This window comes from Legionella moravica DSM 19234 (assembly GCF_000423305.1).
GTDB classification, from domain to species: domain Bacteria; phylum Pseudomonadota; class Gammaproteobacteria; order Legionellales; family Legionellaceae; genus Legionella; species Legionella moravica.
Genome location: NZ_AUHS01000015.1, coordinates 50,918 through 76,613, shown reverse-complemented (window position 1 = coordinate 76,613; position 25,696 = coordinate 50,918). Strand labels below are relative to the sequence as shown.

Sequence of the window (25,696 nt, the reverse complement as noted above, 5' to 3'; positions counted from 1 at the left end):
GCTCGGAAAGACGTCACATTTTTAATGGAACAGCCGTGGAAACAATCCGACAACTCATTGATTTTTTTTACATAAACTGATAGATTTAGCGGTTAACTATTTATGCTGAATCCAGGTGCATGGACATATTTTATATTACGCAATTAAACTCACATTTTAATAGTTATTCGCCCTGCAACTTGCCTTACTACTGCACCCTTTAAGGATCCAATTATGAATCACTCAAAAAAAGTATTGAGCGTCTTTTCTTTGGTCATGATTAACATAATTGCTGTAGACAGTTTAAGAACACTTCCTATCAGTGCCAAGCTTGGTTTATCACTAGTCTCTTATTATCTGGTCGCAGCATTTGCTTTTTTTATTCCTGTTGCCCTGGTTGCCGCCGAGTTGGCGACCGCGTATCCCAATACCGGTGGTATCTACGTTTGGGTGAGGGAAGCTTTTGGAAGACGAGCTGGTTTTATAACCATCTGGTTGCAATGGATATATAATGTGGTCTGGTATCCAACGATGTTGGCTTTTATTGCCGCAACACTGTCCTATTTAATTGCCCCCAGCCTGGCCAATAATAAATTTTATCTTTTAGGAACAGCACTAAGCCTTTTCTGGCTGTTTACTCTGCTCAACTGTTTCGGGATGAAATTATCCAGTATCGTGAGCATTATTGGTGCATCAATAGGTACCGTGCTCCCCATGCTCGTCATTATAGTACTTGGCATCGTATGGATGTTCCAGGGTAGACCCGTGGCGGTTAATTACCCATCATCCTGGCTTCCGGATTTCAGCTCATTTGGCAATCTGGCTCTCTTCTCAGCGGTATTATTTGGTTTAATTGGCATGGAGATGTCAGCAGTTCATGCTGAAGAAGTCAAAAATCCTCAAAGAGATTATCCCAGAGCATTGCTCTACTCTACGCTAGTCATCATATCCACCCTCTCGCTGGGGTCATTAGCCATTGTAATTGTCGTTCCTAACGATAATTTAAGTGTGGTTTCCGGTTTAATTGATGCTTATTCTGTCTTTTTCAATTCTTACAATATGCCCTGGATGACCTCGGTTATAGCCGTCCTGATCATTTTAGGCGGGCTGAGCGGTGTTTCTGCCTGGATTATTGGTCCAACTAAAGGGCTGTTAGTGTCAGCTCGAGATGGCTCTCTGCCAGCGCGATTTTCTCGTGTTAATCGCTTTGGAGCACCTGTTACTATTCTAATGACTCAAGGGCTAATATTTACGATTTTGAGTAGTATATTTATATTGCTTGATTCGATTAATGCTGCTTATTGGATCTTAAGCGATTTAAGTGCGCAAATGGCTTTATTAGTTTATATCATCATGTTTGCGGCAGCTATAAAACTAAGATATTCCAGACCAGATCACCCACGAGGGTACACCATACCGGGAGGTAATGTCGTTATGTGGCTAGTCGCCGGGACAGGCATTATATGCTGCATCCTCGCGATGATAGTAGGATTTATTCCACCATCTCAAATACCTATTGGTAATGTGTATTTCTTTGAGGCATTTTTAATAGGTGGTTTGATTTTATTCGTCCTGATACCCTGGTTATTTGCCAAAAGACATGATGAATAAAAATTGATTTGAGCATCGCTCAATTGATTGTTTAGTAAAGTACGGAAGATTCAAATACAAGGATGTAGTCTTTAACTCAAGGGATGGCACACCACTTCAACGCCTGAAATGAAACCAGATGTCTTGATTAGTTGAGTTGATCTTGTATTCAAATACACAAGATCAACTCAAATCATTAGCTAAATATCCTCGGGTAAAGACATTAAACTGGCATTGCCCCCTGCTGCAGTTGTATCCACAGTATAAGTTCGCTCATGGCATAAGCGAACAAGATAGTTAGGACCACCTGCTTTAGGACCAGTGCCTGATAGGCCTTCGCCGCCAAAAGGCTGTAAACCAACTACTGCGCCTATCATATTACGATTTACATAACAGTTACCGGCATGAATTCGTTTTCTGATGTACTCAACCGTTTCATTAATACGACTATGGATGCCCAAAGTTAACCCAAAACCCGTCTTATTAATTTGTTCGATAACCTGATCCAGATTTTTTCTTTTAAATTGAACGACATGCAACACGGGACCAAATACTTCTTTTTCCAAGGCATCGAGATTATCAATAGCGATAGCCGTTGGCGGCATAAAGAACCCTGACTCGCACTCATCGCTCAGTTTGCATTGATACAGAATTTCATACTTCTTCTTCATATTCTCAACATGATTTGTCAAAAGAGATAAAGCATCTTTATCAATGACCGGGCCAATATCTGTTGAAAGCCAACGGGGATCGCCCACAACCAGTTCAGCCATAGCCCCTTTAAGTAATTCTATGGTACGAGGATAAACTTCTTCCTGAACAAATAAAACACGCAGTGCAGAACAACGCTGCCCAGCACTACCAAATGCCGAAACCACTGCATCAACAACGACTTGCTCCAACAATGCAGATGAATCAACAAGCATTGCATTTTGCCCACCCGTTTCTGCAATTAAAGGGATTATTTCACCGCCACGCGTAGCCAAAGTACGATTAATCAGATTCGCGGTATCAGTTGAACCAGTAAACAAGACTGCTTTTATCCTTTTATCTGATACCAGAGCAGCACCTATAGTCTCTCCAGCGCCGGGTAGTAATTGGATTGCACCTACAGGTATTCCGGCCTGGTGCATGAGCTTAACGGCATAAGCAGCAATCAAAGGAGTTTGTTCAGCCGGTTTGGCAATAACGCAATTGCCAGTGACTAAACCAGCAACGACCTGACCGGTAAAAATAGCCAATGGGAAATTCCAGGGGCTAATACACAGTATCGTACCACGAGGATGTAGGCTGAGCTCATTTAACTCACCGGTATATCCATGAAGTCTCGTAGGACTTGCCATTAACTGCTGTGCCATATGGGCATAATATCGGCAAAAGTCTATAGCTTCCCTAACTTCTGCTACACCATCATTCCAGGTTTTACCCGCTTCCAGGCAAGCTAAAGATAAAAACTCCATCATGTTTGCTTGCAGTAAATCAGCAAAACGATTCAAACATGCCGCTCGCTCTTCCACAGGAGTACCGCTCCATGCAGGAAAAGCTGACTCAGCCTGTGTTAATGCTTTTTCAACATCATCCAAGCTGGAGTTTTGCACAGAGCCCACCACTCTTGAGGGCTGTTGAGGAGACGTTACTGCCCGTTGATTATCCGATGCAGTTTTTCCGGCAACAATGGGGCCAGCACTCCATTGATTTGAATTTAACTTAGCTAATTCCTGCTGCAACAAAGCTCTCTCATGGCGATTGGTAAAATCAAATCCTTTCGAATTGACTCGGTGAGGTAAAAACAAAGCTTCGGGCAAAGGTATATTTTTATTCATACTATTGAATAAAGCCTTTGCTTTGGTAATGGGATCTTCCACCAAATCAGTAATCGGCGCATTGTCATCCACAATTCTGTTAACAAAAGAGGAGTTAGCTCCATTTTCCAATAAACGACGAACCAGATAAGGAAGCAGATCTTCATGGCTTCCAACTGGCGCGTAAATTCGACAAGCAATGCCATAGCAATCCGCTGGAACAATTTGCTCATAGAGTTCATTACCCATTCCATGCAAACATTGAAACTCAAAATCTCTGTATTCACCGACAATATTCAAAATCATTGCGACAGAATAAGCATTATGAGTAGCAAATTGAGGATATATCGCATCGGTCATGGTTAATATTTTTTTAGCACATGCCTGGAATGAGACGTCAGTGAACACTTTTCGAGTAAAAACAGGATATTCAGCAAAACCTTGCATCTGAGATTTTTTGATTTCACTATCCCAATATGCTCCTTTAATCAACCGAACCATTATCCTGCGCTTTTTGCTTCGAGCTAAGGCTGCAACCCAATCAAGAACATAAAATGCTCTTTTTTGGTAGGATTGGACAGCAAGACCAAAACCATCCCAACCGTCCAGACTGTCATCATTAAACACTTGTTCAATCACATCCAAAGATAAATCCAAACGCTCAGATTCTTCAGCATCAATGGTTAAGGCGATTCCGTATTCTTTTGCCAGTCTTGAAAGTGCCAGTAATCTGGGAGGTAATTCCTCCATAACACGTTCGTATTGAGATTCGTTATAGCGAGGATGAATTGCTGATAACTTGATAGAAATACCAGCACGTTTGTAAATATTGGAGTTTTTATCTGCTTGTTGCCCAATGGATTCAATGGCCTTTTTATACGCTTCAAAATAGCGTAAGGCATCAGCGGATGTTAAAGCCGCTTCACCTAACATATCATAAGAATAACGATATCCTTTACTTTCTTTTTTCTTCGCACGGGTTAGGGCTTCATTGATTGTTCGACCCATAACAAATTGCTTGCTCATTATACGCATTGCTTTATCAACAGCGGTGCGAACTACGGCCTCACTGCTGCGATTAACCAGTTTCATCAATGCTTTTGTCAGGGTATTTTCTGCTTTTTCAGGTGTTAAGACCTTACCGGTTAACATTAAAGCCCAGGTCGTAGCGTTCACAAAAAACGAATCACTTTGGCCACGGTGGGATTTCCAATCTCCTCCGGCAAGCTTGTCTTTAATTAAATTATCTACTGTAGCATTATCAGGTACTCGTAATAAGGCTTCAGCCAAACACATCAACGCAATGCCTTCATCACTGGATAAAGCATATTCTGTAAGGAATGAATCGATACCGGTGCTTTTCTTTCTTTCAGTGCGCACTGACTCAACCAGTTTCATTGCGTTGGCTCGAATTGCAGTCCGTTGATGAGGTTCTATTGCCGCCTTATCACAGAGCTCCGTAATCAATGAAAGCTCATCCGCACGATAAGCCTTATTAATAGCAGCTCGTAAACCTTCTGGGACATTAATGGACTGCTTTTCCAACATAATATTCTCCGAATTCTAATAATAAGTTTTAACAAAAGATCATAGTGCAGAACTAATACAAAAGAAATGCATTCGTCATAAATTGTAGTGGATTATATGCTTCCTATCGTGTCTAATAAAGCAAAAAACCGTTCTTATATCGTATTTTGCGGTTCAAATTACGCCCTTGTTATACAAATTTTATACAAAATGGATTAATTAAAGCAGGCAAATTAGTATTAATTTTAATCAATCTGAGTCATATTGTTACGATACCAATTTTTATCCTGGAGTTAAGCTTTTGAATTGAATAACTATTTCCCCTATTGAACAAGGAACGATCTCATGATTTTACAATTGCGTCATTTGTTAATATAATCACCATCTTTTTAATGACCAATAACGGTGATTTAACTAGAAGAAAGGAGCAGTATGAATACCTTGTTATCTCTAATTTCAACCGTCATATTGACAAGCAACATTACATCCAGTACCCCTTCATTTGCGAAGCCTGGACCCGATCTTAATACCCAAGTTCAGCATTTAAGCACTAAAGCGCCCAAACTGAACAAAAATGTTTTGAAGCTCGCTTTAACCGCGTATAAAAATGCGAACAAAAGAGGAGCGGTAAAAAAGCCGGTTCTAACCGTAATAGACTACTCGCTGCCATCAAACAAACAACGCATGTGGGTATTTGATGTTCGCAATGAAAAGCTTTTATATAATACTTATGTTGCCCATGGCAAAAATTCAGGTGTTGTTGCCAATCAATTTTCTAATAGAGAATCGAGCAAACAATCCAGTCTTGGCACCTACATTACTAAAAATACTTATATAGGCCATAAAGGGTACTCATTAAATCTACAAGGTCTGGATCGAGGTTTTAATGATAATGCATACAACAGACGCGTGGTCATACATGGCGCATGGTATGTAGAGCCTGATTTTATCAAAAAAGCGGGACGCGCAGGCCTGTCCTGGGGATGTCCTGCTATAGCTCAAACTTTAGCTAAGCCGGTAATCAATACCATTAAAAATGGATCAGTAGTATTTGCCTATTATCCTGACAAAAAATTCTTGTCCAATTCAGGATATCTGGTTGCTTAAAAAAATAAAGCCAGGGCAAGCCCTGGCTTTTCGCAGTCATCCGTATAAGAACATCCAGTTCTTATTGTCATCCTGACAAATCAGTTCCTTCTGATTTCAAATCCCTTTGCACGACTTATATCCTTACAAGTCATGATTATAATGTAGCAATGGTTGTACATAATCGCAAGGACGTTCCTGAGACATTTCCTCATCTCACTAATGTATCGCACTAATAAATAGAATGTAAATATCCTTTAAATACAGTAAGTTATAAATATGCGCAGTGAAAGGATGCCAAAAAAATTGACATTATCTGCAACTGAATTGAGAAATCTCTTACACGAAATAGAGCAATTAATCTCAATAATAAATCACCCTGGTGACTAAATGACACCCAGTCATCCTGGATTTTCAGACACAAAGACATATTTATCCTTTTAATACTTATTGAATTTGCTTTAAGATACATGAAGAATAGCAAATCTATCTTCAATAAAGTGATGGATAACATCCACGGTGGCCAACCTAAAAAGCTCTTCTTAACCAAATTGATCCAAATATATACATTCGAATTTAAAATATATAATGTTTTGGTGTGAACAGCGGCATTTGATGCTTGATTATGCTATAAGTTATGATAATTTATTCAAGTTAAAATGTATCCGAGTAGGACTATGAATCAACAGATAAATCCAGATAGAAAAGATAAGCTGCAAATCATTGATTGGCTTATTGAACATTTTCCCAATGCTTTTTTTAAAAAGGGCAATCAGGTAAAACCATTAAAAATAGGGATTTTTGACGATATTATTGATTTTTATGAGCGATTGGACTCTCCTCCGTTTAGTAAAAAATCACTGAGAGAAGCATTGAGTTACTACAGTGCGTCACCAGCCTATCTTAACTGCCAAAAATCAGGCGCTGCGCGCGTTGATATTTATGGTAATGAAATCGATGTTGTGACCCCAGACCAGGCGAAATATGCTCATCAACGTTTTCAGGAACGGTATAATAAAAAGAAAGAAACAGAATAGGCAAAACTCAGCAACGGTAGCATAATCCATGTTGACTTCTTTCAAAATCTCAAAAATTTCGTCATCCCTGATGTACTAATTAATCGCCTTATGTTGGTGGTAGAGGATAGAAGTTGTACCCTGTTTGCTCGCAAACAGGGGCATGGTTTCTCAAGCCTATAAATCGAAGCTTATAGTTTGTGCATAAAATCCTGGTTGCGAGCAAATGAATCTTATACACATCTTCACAAACCAGTCCGGTTTTACTTTATGGATCCCGCGGTCTTCGCCGCGGGATTTCGAAATACAGTATGCACTCACATATCATGCGAATTCCCGCGGCTGTGACCGCGGGATCCCATGTTTTAGAACAGCCATCCTGGTTATGCGATCAAATCCGCTGGTCGTGGGCAATATGTGATCAAGAGACAGTTGCGAGCGACCAGGCTTAACTGAATATAGTTGATTGTTAACACACCCTATTCCCCACTGCCATTAACTTAAGAAAAATTAACTTTAAAATGTAGCAACTGTCTTGAATTAAATTCAGGACAGTTGCTACAAATTTACCTTAACTTAATGGCAGTGCCCCTATTCCCCTGGCCGCAAAGCCATTAAATAATTTACCGAGACATCAGCAGCAAGCGCGCAAGTTCTTGCTATTGGATTATAATGTAACCCTTTGAGATCAATGAGATCAAAACCATAAGAACGTGTCATAGCAGCCAATTCACTAGGCTTTATAAATTTATCATAATCATGAGTTTGTTTGGGTAAGAGATTTAATACATATTCTGCTGCAATAATAGCGCTGGCATATGCTTTAGGAGTACGATTAATAGTCGACAAAAACAACAAACCATCCGGCTTTAGCAAACGCCTGCAATGGTGCAAAACCTGTTCAGGCCTGTGTACGTGTTCTAACATTTCCATACAGGTTATAACGTCGAAGGCGTTGTCCTCATAATCTTCTATAGGAGTACACAAATACCGTACACTCAAGCCATTGTTCCGAGCATGTTCTTCGGCTGCCTTAATTGCTTCTGCTTCAGCATCAATACCGATAACGTCAGCACCTCTTCTCGCCATGGACTCACACAGTATTCCCCCTCCACAGCCAACATCCAACACTCTAATATCGTTCAGCTTCACGTGCTGTGAGATAAAATCAAGTCGTGTTGAATTGATGTCATGCAAGGTTTTAAGAGGCCCCTCGGTATCCCACCATTGTGCTGCGTGTTGTGCAAATTTATCCAGTTCCTGTTTATCTATTGTGGATTCACTATTGATCATAGGCTAATAAGTCCAGTGGTTTAAAAAATTCAATAACACGCTGATTCGTAATGAAACTGAGGTTATAAGGATGTTCGGCTATCAATCCTACAGATAATATATCGTGCGGAATATTATTGGCAATCTTACCTAACAAAATTAATTGAATTGAGGATTTGATCATCATTAACTGCTCCAGGATGCTGTTCATAAAGGGATGCCAGTATCGTGCGTGATAAGGTACCTTACCTTCACTATACACCAGACAGGCATTCAATAATAAAATCCCTTTATTCATCATCCCTTGAAAAAGATCTTCTGCTGTATGAACCAGGTTCGTCTTATCGACTAGTGCAATAGCCTGTTGTGATGTATCTTCTTGCAAAGACCCTCGAGCAATTAATAACATTTTGATCATATTTCTTAGGGAAGTAGCTCTATTAACCTGTTTGGACAAGCCAGTACTACTCCAAAGTTCATCTACAGCATTATCCCAAAATGCATAACCATTAGCTGACTCAATTCTGGGATATGGAGACTCTCCAAAAAGAATGTAGCGTGTTTTAGAAAGAGGTAAACTAAAGGAGGAAAAGAGATTAGTGGTTCCTGGAAGCCAATTTTTATCGTTCAATAATTGGTTTAAATACTCCTTATCCATCACTTCAATTGCATTGTTTAAAATCGGTTTCCACTCGGGATGACATGCATCAAAAAGAAAATGGTAGCTCATAACAAAACCTGAAGGCGCTTTATAAAAAAATGAATTATAAAGAGTAACACCGACATGCACTACCATTATTTAGTCATAAACCTATTCAATAATAGGCTTGACCTAATAAACAATACAGCGCTGTACAGACTGTCTTTGGTAAGATATTCTCTCTGAATTGGACCAGTGAAAATGCGAAAAAAAATCCATTGATAAATACACAATAATTTGGACTCTAGCCACATTAGATTTAATTTGTTACAATGCATTCAATTATTGCTCTTAAAATTCACTGTGAGTACAGCTTTGATCTCTGAAGATAATATATCAAGTGACATGCTCCATAATCAAAACTGCTATGCTTATCTCAACCAATTACGCCCATTTATATCCAGTAATTTAATCGATCTCTTACCCGGATTATCAGCTCTGACTAAACTTGATGAGCAGTATGAGGCTTCTTATCCTTACGGTAATTTATATTCCTACACGCTTGCCTACCTGGAAGATCAGATCGACGAAGTATATAAAACTCTGAGTAAAAGAAAAGCAAAGGAACTGGATCTGCTCATTTTTAGTATCTATCACAATGATAACCATATTCTTGAAAATGCACATTGGATTAATCGAATCGGTGCAAAAATAAGGCCAAAGCAAGTCGATATCGGTAGTGAAATTGCCAAAGCACTAACAAAAGATAGATACACTCAGGTTAATACACTGTCTCCTACAAATGTAGAAAACCCGCTTAATCGCTTCCTGACTTTATTTACTCCTAATTTTAAACCGCAACTGGATACTAATATCCCATCAATCAAACATTTCTCTTTTGACAAATACTCGAAAAATAAAGAGTTTCGTTTTAGTACACAAGCTCAACGTCATAATGGATCTGTACGAATTAGCCCATTATTTTTACGTTGGCTGGAGATAAATGCCCAAAAATATCCTCCTGAACAACAGATTTGTCATATCTATTTTAATAATCTGGGACTTGATAGAAACGATCTTCTGGATATCCCGGGTACTAATGAAAAGCAATTAAGCCTTGAACTTCATAAACTGGAAAACAACCCCAAATACAAAATTGCGGTAATTACTCTTCCTGCAAGCAATGCCCTTATGGGTGCCTATCTTTATAAAAAATTGGACGATAAATTAACCTACAGTCAAGTCTTTACTGAACTACTCGATGTCGCGGAAGGGAAGATGCACCAAAGCGGTGTGTCAGATTTTCACATCAGCCCTGCAATCAGGAACATGTTGTTTTCAGAGAAAACAAATCAATCGCAGGTTTTAACGAAACTACTGACAAACAGTTTTGAATGCATGGGTATTATGGAGCATGAACTATTATCTACAGCTCAAAAGCAAGCGGTATGGCTGCATTTTACTAAATATGAGTTAACTGATTATATCATCAAGTCACTTACCCCAAATAACCATTCGATTGGGTATAACTTCTCCTGCCGTGATGCCATAGACAGGGGTGCTGTTTCATCTGTTTATTACAATTTGCTCAAATCCATTAAAACGGGTCGGCCTATCCAGAGAGACGAGTTTGAACGTTCCCTGGACATTGCTGCAGCCAATGTTAAAGGCAGGGGCATGAACTTCCATCGCAAGCTCATCTGGAATGCTCTGGATACTCTGATCAACGCGAATTATGCGGCTTATAAACAAGATGAGCGATTATCCTGGTTAATCAACTGGCGTGATATGAATTGTCCACATTCTCGTGTCGACAGTCTCATCACCATTCGAATGGAACAATGTAAAGAGCAATTTTATGATTTATCAACAAATCAACAGAAGCTGAAAAAATCCGGACTAAAACTTCTCGATCAGATTGATCATCAATTTAAGGAAAAAGTAAATGGGCAACGACTTCTACTTGAAGTTGTTGCTCGAACTTCTCAATTGTTGAGTACCAATCCAACCGAAGAAAGTATCAAAGAATATAACAATTTGGCTACTGAGCTCAGGATAAACTACCCTATCCTGCATATTGTTGCAGGACTCATGGAAACCTTGTTAGGACTAATACTCTATATTCCCACCCTCTCCTATTCTAATGGCCTGATCACTCAGGGAATATCTCTTGCCAAGACCGGTTTTTTTGCTACTGAACGAGCAAGCCTGTGCAGCGCGCTGCTTGAATTTTCAAAATACAATAGTTCGGGGCCGGTTGCTTGAGCTATTAATTTATTCTAACATCGATCAAAATGATAATCTGGAGTGATTATGCTTTTGGCCGAATTCAATATACCGGATCTCGTAACGGAACAGGTTAATGTCTATTTAGCAACTAACAAACCTTCCTTTTCAGAACTAAAAGCCCTTATTCTAAGCAAAGCTCCCATACCTAAAGTGCACTCCCGAATTATCTCTATCCTGACTGAATCCAGAGACACCAATCTGAGTAAAGTCCAAAAAGCCCTCGAAACGCAAGCTCATAAAAAGCAACGGGCTGAAGATGAGAAACAAAAAAAACTCGAGCAATTTGAAGAAACAAAAGATGAGGAATTAAAAAAACGTCTCAATCGTGAATTGATGCATATACCAACCCAGATCAGTAGTCATGAAACCGAGATAGGGTTACTTCAACGAAAACTTGCTCGGATAATGGAAGCACCACCCCAAGTCGAAGTATCTAAAAAATCATCATCCCATCGAGACAAAATACACTCATCAAGTCTGAATGAACATAATCGAGCTATAGAAAAAATACGAAACTCAATACTTGATTATCAATTAAAAATTCAAACGTTGTTACAAGAGCAACATACCAGCCAAATCCAGTTGAAAGAAATTGAAGCGCGAAGTGATATGCGCAAAACGCATCATGATAAACGAACAATGCGTGCACAAGCCAGCGTCGGATATCGTAGTTCAGGTGAAGGCATTGAAGAAACCTTATCAACAAAAAGCCGTCGCTTACTGACGAATAGCATCAAGTCTCAACGAGAGGCAATCAAAAAGAAATGCGCTGATTTAATTCAGGATTCAGAACAAATCAACTTCCCCTACTTTCTTGAAGAGCTACAAAACCAGCTAAAAAGCTCAAAAACCCAACTTACAGTACAAGAAACAGATGCACTGCATGCCATTTTAAAATTGATGAAAAAACATTTGGAATTTGAGCATCAAGCGGTAGCAACAGAAACCAGCTTGAAAATTAAAAAACAATTTATTAGCTCTCAACTCACTAAATTAACCGAGTTAAATTCTAAATTAAAAGCATTGCAGAACAACAATCCGAGTTTAAAAGCAGCCAATCAAAAATTAACATCCGAAAATCTTGAACTCACAGTATCCATGAACAATCACATTAAATTACGTGACCGGTTAGGCAGCCCCGCCCTGCTTTTAGTTGCGCTAACCTTTATTTTCTGTATCCCTCTGATTTTAACGGTGAGTGGTGTTATCCCATTTTTTTTAAGCCCAGCCTTACTCTATTCCTTAGTTGCCATACCTCCAGCCGGTTTATTTCTTGCAACAGTTGGCGTAGGTATAGCGGCATTGGTATTCACCATCAAAGCTCAAATGAATGATTCTGCAATTAAAACCAATATGCTAACCATCGAGATGAATACAAAACTGATGAATCGCAATTCTCAAAGCCTAATAAGCTTAAAAAATACAACAATTCCCTCATTAAACTCACAAATCAGAAAAGAAGAAATCACACGAGACAACTTAGTCCTTTCACTTAAAAGTTTGCAAACCAAAGCCTTGCAGACATTCAACCAAGCTAAGAGTATAGAACCGATTACCTTATCAGAAACATCAGTCGTGGACAGCAATGTAACTTCATCAAAAGAAACAAAACAAGACTATGAATCGACAGATTCCTCTGAAAACGACTCAGAGTCTGAAACTTCATCCTATGAAGAAGAGCTTGAAGGAAGTAATTATTCACGAAATTGACAGGTACTTTAAAGGTATTGAGTAACTTTAAACTCATCTCACGGCTGTCCCATTAAAAATATGACGTCTTTCCGAGCGTAGCGAGGAATCTCCTGCAAATTGGTACAATCTGAATTAATGCATTAATTATCATTACCTTTTAACCTCTATGTTTTTACAAGGAATTTAATGATGTCATCAGAAGATGTACCTGGATTTTTATATCATCTCGACTGATATGATTTTAACGGCCGCATTTTAATGGGATCGTGCAACCTTGCAGGAGATTCCTCGCTACGCTCGGAAAGACGTCATATTTTTAATGGGACAGCCGTGAAACTCAACGGAGGATCGTTTGACTACAGACTATTAATTAAGCTATTGTTTCACCTTTAGTTTTAGAGCAATAAACCATGGTTAAATTTTATAAAGAATTAGTTGACACAATAAAATCCAATCAAAAATCCATGGTGGCTCAGCTCCATCAATTCTGTGAGATCAATTCAGGAACCACGAATCTGGAAGGCCTGGCAGCCATGGCAAATGCACTACACAATGCCTATACACCTCTTGCAGACTCCATTCAATTTAAAAAACTGCCCCCCCTTTCAACAATCAATATGAGTGGTAACGCAACAACACAGCAATGCGGCGATGCTTTGTTGATTAGCAAACGCCCTCATTTAAAACGCAGGATTCTCCTTAGCGGCCATATGGATACAGTATATGCGGCGAATAACCCCTTTCAACAATTAACCTACATCAATGACAATTACGTCAATGGACCTGGTGTAGCGGACATGAAAGGCGGCCTGATAGTCATGTTGCAGGCACTATCTGCATTCGAACAAACGGATGTAGCCTCACAATTAGGCTGGGATGTCGTGATTAATGCCGATGAAGAAATTGGCTCACCCGCTTCGAGCGCACTTTTTGATGAATTAGCACCAAACTATCAGGCGGCTCTGGTCTACGAACCCGCAATGACAGCAACAGGCACTTTAGCTAAAAACCGCAAAGGGAGCGGAAAATTAACCCTGGTCGCTACAGGTAAAGCAGCACATGCTGGCCGAGCTTTTGACGAAGGAAAAAATGCCATTTGCTACCTCGCAGAGGCAGTTACCGCCATACACGCCTTAAATGGTCAAAGGGATGGAGTCACTATTAATATTGGCAAAATAGCGGGTGGCGAAGCCTTAAACGTGGTTCCCGATAAAGCAGTAGCACAACTTGATATTCGTATCAGCCTGGCAGAAGATGAATTTTGGGTAAGAGAAGAACTGGATAAACTAATCAATAAAATGAAACGGGCGGATTATTCTCTGACCGTTCATGGTGGATTCGGCAGACCGGTTAAGCGTGTTTGCCATGCGACAGAACGCTTGTTTCAGCGAGTACAAAATATTGGAAAAGAATTAGGCTTGTCTATAGACTGGAAAGACAGCGGCGGTTGCTGTGATGGGAATAATCTGGCTCACCATGGTTTAGCAGTCCTGGATACCCTGGGTGTGAGAGGTGGAAATATTCACAGCTCCGAAGAATATATATTGCTTGATAGTTTATCAGAACGTGCTGTACTGAGTGCCTTGCTCTTGACTGATTTGGCACAAGGTGGTTTAGAGGATCTAAAAAAATGATGCTATTTCGCAGCGTACGTGAATCCGATCTGGATGCGATTCACCAACTGGCAGAGAAAAGTGGTATAGGAATGACCACCCTTCCCAAAGATAAAAATTTGCTGAAAACTCGATTGGAATGGTCTTGTAATTCCTATGCAAAAAGCGTGAGTAAACCTGCCAGTGAATATTATCTTTTTGTATTGGAAGATCAGAAGAATAATAGAATAGTCGGTACTTCAGCTATTGAAGCAAAAACAGGGCATGAAACTCCTTTTTATTCATATAAAATATCAAAGCGTACGCGAATCTGTCATTCATTAGGTATAAGAAGTGATTATGAAGTGTTAAGTCTGGTTAATGACAATCAGGGTCGCACTGAAATATGCACCCTGTTTCTCGATCCTGAATACAGAAAAAACAATAATGGATTATTACTTTCCAAAGGACGTTTTTTATTCATGGCTCACAATCCCTCGCGTTTTGCATCATTAGTTATCGCTGAGATGCGTGGAATTTCTGATGAACAGGGTCAATCCCCTTTCTGGGAAAATATCGGCGCTCATTTTTTTCACATGCCCTTTGCAGAAGCTGATCGGCTGACATTGGCAACCAACAAACAATTCATAGCCGATTTGATGCCACGCAATCCTATATATGTCAAATTATTATCAGAGGGAGCGCAAGCAGTAATAGGTAAACCCCATCAATCCACTGTGCCGGCGATGAATATTTTATTAAAAGAAGGATTTCGCTATAACAACTATGTTGATATTTTCGATGCAGGTCCAACAATAGAAGCGCCTCTTGCTGAAATTAGAACCATTGCACTAAGTCGCATTATGGTAATAAAAAGTCTCAGCGACGAAGTCAGCAGCAATGAATACCTACTGGCCAATACGCAATTGGATTTTCGCTCAACCATTAACTATGCCGTGTTCAATGAGCAGGAAAACACCTGTATTATCAGCAAAGAAACGGCTAAATTATTGAACGTACAATGTGGTGACAGCCTTAGAATCTCACCTATACGTATCCATGAGGCGCCCCCATTATCATAAGGAAAAAAGATGTCCACATTACCGATCAAACAAGGAAAAGGTCAATACATCAATGGAGTATGGGAAAAAGGTAAAGGTACTACCCTGGAATCCCTCAATCCGTCATACGGTACCCTGCTTTGGCAAGGCTCCAGTGCAACTGAAGAAGAAATTAATGCGGCAAGTCATGCAGCACATCAAGCGCTTTCAGCATGGTCGAATACTCCTTTTGAACAACGCGCGCATTACAGCAGAGAATTTGCCCAGCAGATTGAAAAGAATCGTGCCCAACTCGCTGAGTTAATCAGCCTGGAAACGGGAAAGCCTTTATGGGAGTCACATACCGAGGTCACCGCAGTTGTAGGAAAAATCAATTTATCCATCCAGGCATATCACGAAAGAACTGGAACAAAACTAACGACAAATGCCGAAGCAAACGCCTGTTTACGATTCAAACCACAGGGTGTTGTGGTGGTCCTGGGAGCGTTCAATTTCCCTGCCCATTTGAGTAATGGGCATATAGTACCCGCACTTCTAGCTGGAAATACTGTTCTCTACAAACCAAGCGAACAAACACCCGCAGTTGCAGAGCTGGTCATGCAATGTTGGCACGACAGTGGTATACCTGCTGGTGTCATTAATTGCTTACAGGGTGATTATCACTGCGGTTCAGCACTACTTTCTCAAGACATTCAGGGCGTGTATTTTACCGGGAGCTATCCAACCGGTAAACGAATACATCAACAATTCAGTGAAAGACCAGAAGTCATTCTTGCTCTTGAAATGGGAGGCAATAACCCATTAGTTATTGATGATGTCAGGGATCTGAACGCAGCTGTTTATCACAGTATTCTTTCATCATTGATCACCGCCGGGCAACGGTGTACCTGCGCCAGACGCATCATGGTTCCCAATACTCATCAGGGCGATGAATTTCTATTGCGATTTATTCGTGCATGCCAATCTGTAAAGACAGGCCCCTATGATCAACAGCCCGAACCGTTTATGGGGCCAGTAATAAGCCATGTACAGGCGCTCAAACATTTGCATGCACAACACCAACTCATTGAGGCTGGCGGTGAAGCATTATTAACTATGGAACTGATGGCAGATTATACGGGACTTTTATCTCCGGGAATAATTGACATGACCGGAGTCAACAATCCTCCCGATGAAGAAATTTTTGCCCCTTTTGTACAAATACATCGATACAACAACTTTGATGAAGCCATTGAATTAGCCAATCAGACTCGCTATGGTCTGGCAGCAGGATTACTGAGCGACAATGAAGCACGCTACCAGCATTTCTACCAAAAAGTTCGTGCAGGCTTGATTAACTGGAACAGACCCACTACTGGCGCCGCAAGCAGCCTTCCATTTGGTGGAGTTGGACGCAGTGGCAACCACAGGCCCAGCGCCTACTTTGCAGCGGATTATTGCTCCTACCCTGTTGCCAGTATGGAACAATCAGTATTATCGACACCGACACAATTAGTACCCGGTATTGTTTTGGAATAAAGCATATGAACGTATATGAATTAAATATGGATGGCCTGGTTGGACCGACACACCATTATGCCGGTCTTTCTGCAGGCAATATAGCATCTACCACTAATGCATTAACCGTATCCAATCCCCAGGCTGCAGCCCGACAGGGATTGGCAAAAATGCGTTTGTTGCATAATATGGGGTTAAAACAAGGTTTATTACCTCCTCACCAACGCCCTAACCTGGAGTTGCTGTATCAATTAGGATTTTCAGGATCACCAACAGAGCAAATAAACAAAGCCAATAAAGCAGCCCCTGAATTACTGAGCGCCTGTTATTCTGCTTCAAGTATGTGGTCAGCAAATGCAGCCACAGTTTCAGCAAGCGCAGATACTGCAGATGGGAAGGTGCATTTTACAGCAGCTAATTTAGTGAGTAATTTGCATCGCCATCAAGAAGCCGACTTCTCCAAAAAGTTATTAAGCTCGATTTTTGCAAATCCGGAACTCTTTATTCATCATCCAGTATTACCACGCTCCAGTGTAACCGGAGATGAAGGAGCTGCAAATCATAACCGTTTATGTAACAGTCATGCAGACAAAGGCATCAATCTGTTTGTTTTTGGCAAAAAAGCCCTAGGTTCGAAATTCAATCAACCTGAGCCTTCAAAATTTCCAGCAAGACAAACACGAGAAGCATCAGAAGCAATAGCCCGAAGCCATTTATTGAATTCTGATCGGGTTATTTTTGCCTGTCAAAACGCAGCAGCTGTAGATCTGGGCGTTTTTCATAATGATGTGATTGCCGTTGCCAATGAATCTGTATTTCTCTTTCATGAAGAGGCATTTTACAATCAAGCTCAGGTACTTCAGACTTTAAGAGAAAAAGCGGATTTTCCACTAAGCCTGATTGAAATTTCCAATAAATCGATGAGCGTAAGGGATGCGGTAGAGACCTATTTGTTTAATTCCCAACTTATCAGCTTACCTGACCAGAAGAGCATGATATTAATGGCTCCATTTGAATGTCAGAATAATCCGAAAGTAAAAGGATGTATTGATGAGATAATTGATGATAGAAGCAATCCAATTAACTCGGTACATTATCTTGATCTGAAGCAAAGTATGCGTAATGGAGGAGGCCCGGCCTGTCTTCGACTACGCGTTCCTTTAAACGATTACGAGATTCAAGCCATGCACCAGGGTGTTTTAGTAAATAATCAACTTTTAGATGTTTTAGATGAATGGGTTTTAAAGCACTACAGAACTGAATTACTAGCAACAGATCTTGCTGATCCTCAATTGATGAATGAAAGCCTTCAGGCACTCGATGAATTAACACAAATTTTAAAATTAGGCTCTATTTACCCGTTTCAGTCCTGACTCATGAATCTATCCCAACCGAATTCCACCAGCCATGCCGCAGGAATTCAGTTGGGATGAGAGCACGTGCTAAACTCCGAATTTCTGATGATTTGACTACAAGATCCAGAATAACTGCGCAGAAACATTGGATCCCGCGGTCATAGCCGCGGGAATTCGGTTGGGATATGAATGCATACTAAACTCCGAAATCCCGCGGTCATAGCCGCGTGAATTCGGTTGGGATGTGAGCATTTAATAAACTCCGAATTTTTGATGATTTGACCAACACAATATCAACTTAAATATGAGGAAGACAGAACAACACAATCCTGTTTGCAAGCAAATAGGCTACATGTGCTGGCTCTTTTGATGGATGGTTGCCCGCCTGCGCGGGCAAGACAGGTTTTTATCATATACAGAACCACAAAATTCAAAATAAAAGTCCAGAAACATGGACCCCGCGGTCACAACCGCGGGAATTCGCTTGATATTTAAGTACATGCTGCATTTCGAAATCCCGCGGCGAAGACCGCGGGATCCATAAAGCAGAACCGGACTGGTTTTGTGAAGATGTGTTGAAGCTTCAGTTGCAAGGAACCAGGATTTTACAAGCACAATAAGAGCTTCAATATAGATAAATTAAATAAACGTATGCTGGAGTCTGTACTCAAAACCACAGAAACTCGTGGGATTCAAATACAGATAAAATCAAGTGCCCCAAACATCCAGATACCCCATTATCAAAGCCCCCTAACCCGTCATTTTTATCTGGATCATATGCATAATGGATACGCCATATCCTCTTCACTTGATAGATCCGGTTCCTCTGCTTCACAGACACTACACAGCTCATTGAATTTTGATTCAATCCTTTCTGGATCCAAAGCATTAACCAATCTCTCGTAGTAGTCTAAATCGTGTGTTTTTTTGCTGTATTTATCCCGATCCGCTGTAAATTCCTCTTTTATCAACTCAAACGCAAATTGACCATGCTCTTTTAAAAATCGCTTAAAATCAGGCATAGATACTAAAGTCTTTGCTATTTCCTGTACCCGGTTCGCCTCATCAGCAATCAGTTTTTCATGAATAATACTCATAGGTGCATCAGAAGAACTAACTGGACTAACAGCAATATTTAGTTCTGCAAAGATGCGAAACACTTCTGTATCGGTCAAAACATATTTAAGAAATGTTTTATATTTATGAAAAATAAACACGGGATGACCCGCTAATAATTTATAGTGAGTATTATCTTCAATAGTGAATGAGTTTTGTTCAAAGCGCTCATATCTCATTTCAATTTCTGAACCGAACTGATCCATATGATCTTTTAAATAATCAATAAACCGATCACTGTACCAAAGCAATTGTTCCAGTTTCTGCTCATTAAATGAATCAAAACCTGGTAAGAATTTAAATAAAGGCCCTTGAGTAAAAGCGATTAATTCCGAACGTAATTCCGTATAATGCTTAACAAAAGCAGAAAGAAATCGTGCTGCGATTTTTAAGTTATAACCTGCTGTCCTGGCATCTAATGGCTTTTCTCCAAAATAGAAGAGATCGGCTAACTGATTTGCATTTTCAAGAAGACTGTTAAATATATGTCTAATTTTCTCTTTTACGATTAATTGATCTCTTGGCTGATTGGTTATCATTCCATTTAGTTGTAGATAAACCCCATGAAAGAAAGTACTGATTTGTTCAAAATACGTTTTATTTGCATTATCCAAATACTCATTTTCAACGTATTCAAAGGTGGCCAGTAGTAAATGTACTGGTACCAGATTGAACAGTAGATTGCTTTCGATTACGTCTCTGTCTATTACTGATAATAGCCCAGCAAGATTAGTCAACAAAATCGTTCTTAAATCCGGCTGCTTTGTAGGCCAGTAAAATAAATTGGGTTCATTGATGTCAGGGAAATGCTCAATAGTGTATTCATCACAAGCAAATGCAACACTATCTGGGTGTCTAAGTAACTGATTAAATGCATCTTGTTGTCTGAAGTCAGAAAGGATATTTGCTTTTGTCCAATCAAAATCTAAAATGATTCCATCTTTGGACATATTGGAATTATGACCATCCCCTTCCTTAAAGATATAGCGTGTAGTCAAACCAACGCCCAACCCCTTGACGGTACGATAATTTTTTAAATCCCTCACCGGTACCGTGTAATGCGTTCCATCAATTTCGCTATTAATAACGTGTTCATATTGATCTAAATCAATTCCTTTTGATACAACGTCCTTGTCTATTAATTCAAATTCTTTTATAGACAATGGAACAGGTTCATCAATGATGCCAATACATATGAAGGCTTCAAGTTGCCGAATCGTCTGGTTTAAATAATAGTATTCATTAAGAAAATCAGCAGGTCTTACAGCTTGGGATCTTAAATGCTCTCTTCGTTCACGCAATATTCGAAATAAGTTATAAATTGAATCTTGCGTCGGATGATTGAGGGAATGGAGCAAAACACTTCGTGTTGAGTATTGAGTAGGAGTAGTATTCAACCATGAAGAAATAAAACTTAACGAAGTATAATAGCTCAATCCTCCCGTGGGATTTTTTTTATTATAATAATCAAGCAAATTTTCTGTGATAAGCACCAAACTACGCTGATTCATTTCTTTGTTAATTTCAGGGCTGGAGATTAAAAGATCATCGGGACTGAGAGGCTCTTCATAATTTGAAAGAAAACCAACCATTTCTTTTGAACTGACATGATTTGTTCTACCTTCGCTATCATAATAAGGACGAGTTTTGGGGACGTATCGAGAAGTAGCAAGAAACAGACTAATTGCCCCACAGTATGCCTCAAGTTCTGCAAGTCTGGGATTAGTATCATGTTGCTTTAAAAAATAAACAGCGCTTTGACCTTGTTCGTTTTCATCTTTGATTTTTTTAACCAAACGAACTTTGCCAGACGAAATCTCTTCATCGAAGACTATTGGCTGAAAATTCTCTATACTACGCGCTCTTGCTGAATGTACCTTATCTGTTTTAACTAATAACGTATCAAGCTTTTCATCCATACGTCTGACTCCCTGTCTGAAAAATATGTTATTTTAGGCTAAACTTTGCAGGTCAAACTTAACAGAAGTTAATTTGAAATACAACCTTACAATTTTAAAGACGAAGTGATAATAATTGTCATAAAGGATCAAACGATTCATGTGGAAAACAAAATTGGCACGCTGCATTTATACCTCACCATCAGGATATAAAGTATTTCAAAACCCGCTCTATCGTTGGCTGACATTAGGAAGTGACGCATTACAGACGGTAATCAATAGGCGAAGACCACAAAATCCCATTTTGCATTACCTCAATGCCCTTACGATTATGGCACGAAACCATCCTGATAATTGTTGTTTATTAGGTCTTGGTGGCGCTGGCATACCTCATATGCTAAAAGTCAGTACCCCAAAACAATCCATCACGGCAGTAGAATGTAGTGAAGAAGTCATTCACATATCCAAACACTTTTTTATGGTAAATCAATTATCCAATCTTGAGATAATTCATCAAGATGCCAATGAATTCCTTCACACCAACTCCATTTTATACAAGAATCTCATTGTGGATTTATACGATGCCCATCATTTTCCCAAAGAATGCACAACAGATGATTTTTTTATATTTTGCCGCAACAACCTGACAGAAGATGGTTTTCTTGCAGTTAATCTGGCTAATTACAAAGAGCAATGGGAACTTGTCCAAACCATAAAAAAACACTTTAAGGCCTCAATCGTTATTCCAATTAAGAACTGTGCTAATCTGGTGTTGATAACAGCCAAAAGTCCAGATAAAGACCTGTTTTTTGAGCAAATTTTCGCTACCGGTGAGCTCAAGAAGATCACATGGACCCATTCATGGGGAACAATTGGAGAATATTGAACTCATACTTTTAAATCGAAACAAAATTAATTCGATACATCTGGATAGGAAGACTCTATCCATACTGTTTATTCACTTTGTGGTTCACTCATATAATTAATGGCAGCAGTAAGTGCCTCATCAGAACAATCTTTATTGGGTACATCCGCTTCATTGCATAAACCTCCATGATACATCAGCCCTTTGCCCATTTTTACACTGTAAAGAAGATAGTCCATTGGAGTTTTAAAATAGGAGGGATTGTTCTCTGATTCAGTTTCTGCCTTTTTAAACCTCAATTCCCAGGCATTTTTGTCAAATGCTGCGGGAGCTTTAATTGCGGTAGCTAATTTGGGAGAATGACAATTTTGGCACGCGATATCATAGGTTTTTTTTCCCAGTTCATCGGCACATGCAATGGTACTTATAAAAGCAAACAGTATAAACCCCAACAAGTTTTTCATAGAAGCAACCGAATTTATTGTTATTACTTTAAGCTTAGGATTATTAATCAATTTATTCCAGTTCAATAGCCCTTAATCTCCTATAACTTTGCTCTGTACATGACAAAAAACCTTTCATGCCCTAGCAAGCACACTCTCCCAATTTTCCTTAAGTTTTTCTTTACGAAATGCTAAACCTTTAATTTCAAATGTTATCGAAATCTCGCTAAAATGTCCTTCTCCCTCAGGGAGAAGGTGCCAACGGCGGTTGAGGGGATCTTCAAACGATTAAAATTATCTTTTAATATACTGAGTCGAACCAAAAATGAATTCAATGCATGGGATTAATTGATAATGCAAAAAGCCTACGCAAAAACAGCTCCTGCATGGAAATTAAAATGTGGAACTCGCCTGGGCACAACGAGTTCAAGGATTTAAATTCTGAAGACAATTCCCTATTGGTACCTATATTGTAGATTTCGTTTGTATCGAAAAAAGATTAGGGGCTGTTGACCTTTCATTATATTCAAGCCTACTTTCCGCGACTTGTTCGCGGAATCGATAGATCGTGCGCAAAACAAGAATATATTGTGCCTATAAAGAGTGAATTGGATCCCGAAAACAAGTCGCGGGACGTGGAAACTTGAATTGTCAACAGACCCTAATTATTGAGATAGATGGTGGTCAGCAGAATAAGTGCAGGCAAAATGAATACGATTGCTGAAATATTAAGGTTTTGGAATAATGAAGTACAGCAACAATTTAATTTAGTAATGGATGTTATCTATAAGTAGTTAATGAATGATGTGTGATCCCCTCATCCGCCGTTGGCACCTTGTCCCTGAGGGAGAAGGACATTTTAGCGAGATTTCGATAACATTTGGAATTAAAGATGTAGCATTTCGTCAAGAAGAACCTATGGGTGCAACTGAGGCAGCCGCGGTCTGTGACGTGTACACTTCAGCGCTATAAGCCTTTTTCAGTATTTGCAACAAGTGACTATTATAAGAAGATGGTATAGAAAAATAAGTTAGTTTAAAAGTTGCTTTAATTTCATTCATTATTGGTATAATCAATTGATTCAACTCAGAGCGGTCAAAGGGTGGATTTTTACTCAACTGGTCCATTAAATCGAGGGCTCCTTTTCGGAATGAAGTTTTGGAAACATATGCTTTTAAATCATCAATCAAAGTTGGAACATCCAGTTTTTGAACTTTGTACATATCAAGTGCCTCTGGGGTGCAATTTAATTGCTGGGCGTCAAGCTTTGACAAAACAAAGCGCCGTTCTTCTGGCTTCATGCATGAGGAAATAAAAAAATTATCCAGCTCAGACAATGAAGAGACGAATAATTTGAAATCAACTTTTGATAGCCAATAGTTCCGATAGTCATTTTTTAAACGGACACTAATGATGCTATTAAGTCTTTGAAAAAATGAAATGAAAACACGACTATTGTTAATAATAAACGGCGCGAATCGTTCAAATAAAGGAACAATACTGTGGTGTATGGCTTTCAATTTATCCAGTAATAATAAAAAATTGGGAATATCGGATATCCAGCTATCCAAGTGGATTAAATATGTTTTAATTAGTTCCGCTTGAATTAAAAGACACCCTTCGGATTCATAATGGCTTCTCCACTTAGAGACCTTAACTAAGTATGAGGGTTTTTTCCATTTCCCAAGCAATTCTAGAAAATCAGTAAAAGAGCGTGTTGATTGAGTGATATGCGGGATAAAAATAGAATAGAAATAAGCCAAAAATTCGTCTTCTTTGAGTATCAATAAATTCCAAATGTTATCGGGATTAGCCGACTCAATCAACAGATTGCGAAATATTGAGGCTATAAAACGTTGATGTCTAGAAGCTGTTATCAGAAGATCATCCACTGAATTTATATCTTGAAATAACTCGGGTAATCTCGGCTGCAATTTAGTTAAAAATGCAGTAATAATCTCAGTTTCTTCAGAAATATAAGTATATTGTTTCAATGAATTGATTTCACTTAAACAAGCGCTAGCTGTAAGCGTTTTTTCAGCTATCTTATCTATCAATAAGGTTCGGAAAAGCACGGTTACATCGACACTCCATTCCTTCGTAGGTACCCTGATGTACTGTGATAAATCACGTTTTCGTTCATCAAACCAACGATCAAATGTTGCCTCAATAAATTGACACTGTACCTCCTGAGATAGATAGCGCATCACCCAAAAGGATTCTGTAATATCAGATAAATTGTTTAACCTCGGAACAACGCGCTCGATTACTTCCTTCAATAATAAAGGATCTTCGTCCAAACATTTTAAGTCCAGAAAACTGTAAATGTGAGGAGCTAATCTATCGGCTATTTCATCTTGTGTGTAAATAGGCTGCATATAATCAACGAAATGGGCTAGTAAATACCGAGTATCGTAGTCAAAAGGATGAAAAGAGCGATTGTAAGGCATTAAGATATGATACGCTGCCATGTCGGAATCAGCCGTCATTTCTGCAAGTTCCAGGCAAAATTGATTGACAGGCAAAGAAGGGGTAACACGATAGTCAAGAACAGTATTTCTTACACAAACCCAACGCTTTGCTAACCAAAAGTGAATTTTATTTTTTAACACAGTCGCCGGTGCTGGAAAATCTTCCTGGGTCAATTTGGTAAAAAATGCATAAGTCGTTCGTGCTTCTTCGTCAAACCTCTGAGTTGAGGCAATTGAAATAGAAGGTTCATATTCGGATGGAATAGCCTGATATTTAGTAAGTAAATGAATAATTTTGAGGTTTGTAATCATATCTGATCTATTGAAATAAACTCATCAGATGTTACAAGAATAATTGAGCGAATATCACCGTATAAAATACGATGATTTTATTTCTTACAATGAAACGCTCAGGCCTTCGAAAATTTTGAATAATCAGATGATCTGTTGTCGCTACAACATAGAAAAAAACCCGGTAGGCCCGGGTTTATTATAGTGTTCATGG

At 39.3% G+C, this 25,696-nt stretch carries 16 protein-coding genes and 1 pseudogene; 11 read left to right on the top strand and 6 right to left on the bottom strand.

The genetic code is table 11. The features are described from left to right. Positions 1–213 precede the first annotated feature (213 nt). Positions 214–1,590, top strand: coding sequence for an APC family permease (locus G543_RS0104315; protein ID WP_028383447.1), 1,377 nt, complete (start codon positions 214–216; stop codon positions 1,588–1,590). Positions 1,591–1,769: 179 nt separating this feature from the next. Here the strand turns inward: G543_RS0104315 and putA are convergent, their stop codons facing one another. Then, complete coding sequence (gene putA, locus G543_RS0104310; protein WP_028383446.1) at positions 1,770–4,919, bottom strand: bifunctional proline dehydrogenase/L-glutamate gamma-semialdehyde dehydrogenase PutA; 3,150 nt, start codon at positions 4,917–4,919, stop codon at positions 1,770–1,772. A 411-nt stretch (positions 4,920–5,330) separates the two neighbouring features. On the opposite strand from putA, the gene G543_RS0104305 reads away from it, so the two are divergent. Both G543_RS0104305 and G543_RS0104300 read left to right on the top strand, forming a co-directional pair. Then, a complete protein-coding gene (locus tag G543_RS0104305; protein WP_028383445.1) occupies positions 5,331–6,005 on the top strand; it encodes a murein L,D-transpeptidase catalytic domain family protein in 675 nt (224 codons plus the stop codon). A gap of 656 nt (positions 6,006–6,661) precedes the next feature. Beyond that, the gene (locus G543_RS0104300) at positions 6,662–7,021 is read left to right on the top strand and encodes a ProQ/FINO family protein (RefSeq protein WP_028383444.1); all 360 of its coding nucleotides are present in this window, start codon (positions 6,662–6,664) and stop codon (positions 7,019–7,021) included. 570 nt (positions 7,022–7,591) lie between these two features. On the opposite strand, the gene ubiG is transcribed toward G543_RS0104300, so the two are convergent. Both ubiG and G543_RS0104290 read right to left on the bottom strand, forming a co-directional pair. Further along, positions 7,592–8,293: a bifunctional 2-polyprenyl-6-hydroxyphenol methylase/3-demethylubiquinol 3-O-methyltransferase UbiG gene (gene ubiG / locus G543_RS0104295; protein ID WP_028383443.1), complete on the bottom strand. Its 702-nt coding sequence runs from the start codon at positions 8,291–8,293 to the stop codon at positions 7,592–7,594. Further along, positions 8,283–9,002, bottom strand: a complete 720-nt coding sequence (locus G543_RS0104290) for a uracil-DNA glycosylase family protein (protein WP_028383442.1) — start codon at positions 9,000–9,002, stop codon at positions 8,283–8,285. Before G543_RS0104290 ends, ubiG begins: the two co-directional genes overlap by 11 nt. A 273-nt stretch (positions 9,003–9,275) precedes the next feature. On the opposite strand from G543_RS0104290, the gene G543_RS0104285 reads away from it, so the two are divergent. The 6 genes from G543_RS0104285 (at position 9,276) to astB (ending at position 18,416) form a co-directional block, all read left to right on the top strand. Further along, positions 9,276–11,177, top strand: a complete 1,902-nt coding sequence (locus tag G543_RS0104285) for a hypothetical protein (protein ID WP_028383441.1) — start codon at positions 9,276–9,278, stop codon at positions 11,175–11,177. Between the two features lie 48 nt (positions 11,178–11,225). Next, the gene (gene legC3, locus G543_RS0104280; protein WP_028383440.1) at positions 11,226–12,911 is read left to right on the top strand and encodes a Dot/Icm T4SS effector LegC3/PpeA; all 1,686 of its coding nucleotides are present in this window, start codon (positions 11,226–11,228) and stop codon (positions 12,909–12,911) included. A gap of 392 nt (positions 12,912–13,303) precedes the next feature. Then, positions 13,304–14,527, top strand: coding sequence for a hydrolase (locus G543_RS0104275; RefSeq protein ID WP_028383439.1), 1,224 nt, complete (start codon positions 13,304–13,306; stop codon positions 14,525–14,527). Then, a complete protein-coding gene (gene astA / locus G543_RS0104270; RefSeq protein WP_028383438.1) occupies positions 14,524–15,567 on the top strand; it encodes an arginine N-succinyltransferase in 1,044 nt (347 codons plus the stop codon). The genes G543_RS0104275 and astA overlap by 4 nt, the downstream gene beginning before the upstream one ends. Positions 15,568–15,576: 9 nt before the next feature. Next, entirely contained in the window at positions 15,577–17,064 is a 1,488-nt protein-coding gene (astD, locus tag G543_RS0104265) for a succinylglutamate-semialdehyde dehydrogenase (RefSeq protein WP_028383437.1), read from the top strand. A gap of 5 nt (positions 17,065–17,069) precedes the next feature. Further along, a complete protein-coding gene (gene astB / locus G543_RS0104260) occupies positions 17,070–18,416 on the top strand; it encodes an N-succinylarginine dihydrolase (RefSeq protein ID WP_028383436.1) in 1,347 nt (448 codons plus the stop codon). A 755-nt stretch (positions 18,417–19,171) separates the two neighbouring features. On the opposite strand, the gene G543_RS0104255 is transcribed toward astB, so the two are convergent. Beyond that, on the bottom strand, positions 19,172–21,433 hold the full coding sequence (locus tag G543_RS0104255) for a hypothetical protein (RefSeq protein ID WP_028383435.1): 2,262 nt from the start codon (positions 21,431–21,433) through the stop codon (positions 19,172–19,174). Between the two features lie 139 nt (positions 21,434–21,572). On the opposite strand from G543_RS0104255, the gene G543_RS0104250 reads away from it, so the two are divergent. Next, on the top strand, positions 21,573–22,298 hold the full coding sequence (locus G543_RS0104250) for a fused MFS/spermidine synthase (protein ID WP_028383434.1): 726 nt from the start codon (positions 21,573–21,575) through the stop codon (positions 22,296–22,298). A 68-nt stretch (positions 22,299–22,366) separates the two neighbouring features. Here G543_RS0104250 and G543_RS0104245 read toward each other — a convergent pair whose 3' ends face one another. Continuing rightward, the gene (locus G543_RS0104245; RefSeq protein WP_028383433.1) at positions 22,367–22,741 is read right to left on the bottom strand and encodes a c-type cytochrome; all 375 of its coding nucleotides are present in this window, start codon (positions 22,739–22,741) and stop codon (positions 22,367–22,369) included. A 424-nt stretch (positions 22,742–23,165) separates the two neighbouring features. Here G543_RS0104245 and G543_RS19530 point away from each other — a divergent pair. Continuing rightward, a pseudogene (locus G543_RS19530) lies at positions 23,166–23,285 on the top strand (DUF559 domain-containing protein); the annotation flags it as partial. A gap of 340 nt (positions 23,286–23,625) precedes the next feature. On the opposite strand, the gene G543_RS0104230 reads toward G543_RS19530, so the two are convergent. Continuing rightward, a complete protein-coding gene (locus tag G543_RS0104230; RefSeq protein WP_028383432.1) occupies positions 23,626–25,503 on the bottom strand; it encodes a hypothetical protein in 1,878 nt (625 codons plus the stop codon). Positions 25,504–25,696 lie beyond the last annotated feature (193 nt).

Coding starts and splice junctions, on each gene's coding strand:
- G543_RS0104315 (WP_028383447.1), top strand. CDS start 214: ATGAATCACTCAAAAAAAGTATTGAGCGTCTTTTCTTTGGTCATGATT.
- putA (WP_028383446.1), bottom strand. CDS start 4,919: ATGTTGGAAAAGCAGTCCATTAATGTCCCAGAAGGTTTACGAGCTGCT.
- G543_RS0104305 (WP_028383445.1), top strand. CDS start 5,331: ATGAATACCTTGTTATCTCTAATTTCAACCGTCATATTGACAAGCAAC.
- G543_RS0104300 (WP_028383444.1), top strand. CDS start 6,662: ATGAATCAACAGATAAATCCAGATAGAAAAGATAAGCTGCAAATCATT.
- ubiG (WP_028383443.1), bottom strand. CDS start 8,293: ATGATCAATAGTGAATCCACAATAGATAAACAGGAACTGGATAAATTT.
- G543_RS0104290 (WP_028383442.1), bottom strand. CDS start 9,002: ATGAGCTACCATTTTCTTTTTGATGCATGTCATCCCGAGTGGAAACCG.
- legC3 (WP_028383440.1), top strand. CDS start 11,226: ATGCTTTTGGCCGAATTCAATATACCGGATCTCGTAACGGAACAGGTT.
- G543_RS0104275 (WP_028383439.1), top strand. CDS start 13,304: ATGGTTAAATTTTATAAAGAATTAGTTGACACAATAAAATCCAATCAA.
- astA (WP_028383438.1), top strand. CDS start 14,524: ATGATGCTATTTCGCAGCGTACGTGAATCCGATCTGGATGCGATTCAC.
- astD (WP_028383437.1), top strand. CDS start 15,577: ATGTCCACATTACCGATCAAACAAGGAAAAGGTCAATACATCAATGGA.
- astB (WP_028383436.1), top strand. CDS start 17,070: ATGAACGTATATGAATTAAATATGGATGGCCTGGTTGGACCGACACAC.
- G543_RS0104255 (WP_028383435.1), bottom strand. CDS start 21,433: ATGGATGAAAAGCTTGATACGTTATTAGTTAAAACAGATAAGGTACAT.
- G543_RS0104250 (WP_028383434.1), top strand. CDS start 21,573: ATGTGGAAAACAAAATTGGCACGCTGCATTTATACCTCACCATCAGGA.
- G543_RS0104245 (WP_028383433.1), bottom strand. CDS start 22,741: ATGAAAAACTTGTTGGGGTTTATACTGTTTGCTTTTATAAGTACCATT.
- G543_RS0104230 (WP_028383432.1), bottom strand. CDS start 25,503: ATGATTACAAACCTCAAAATTATTCATTTACTTACTAAATATCAGGCT.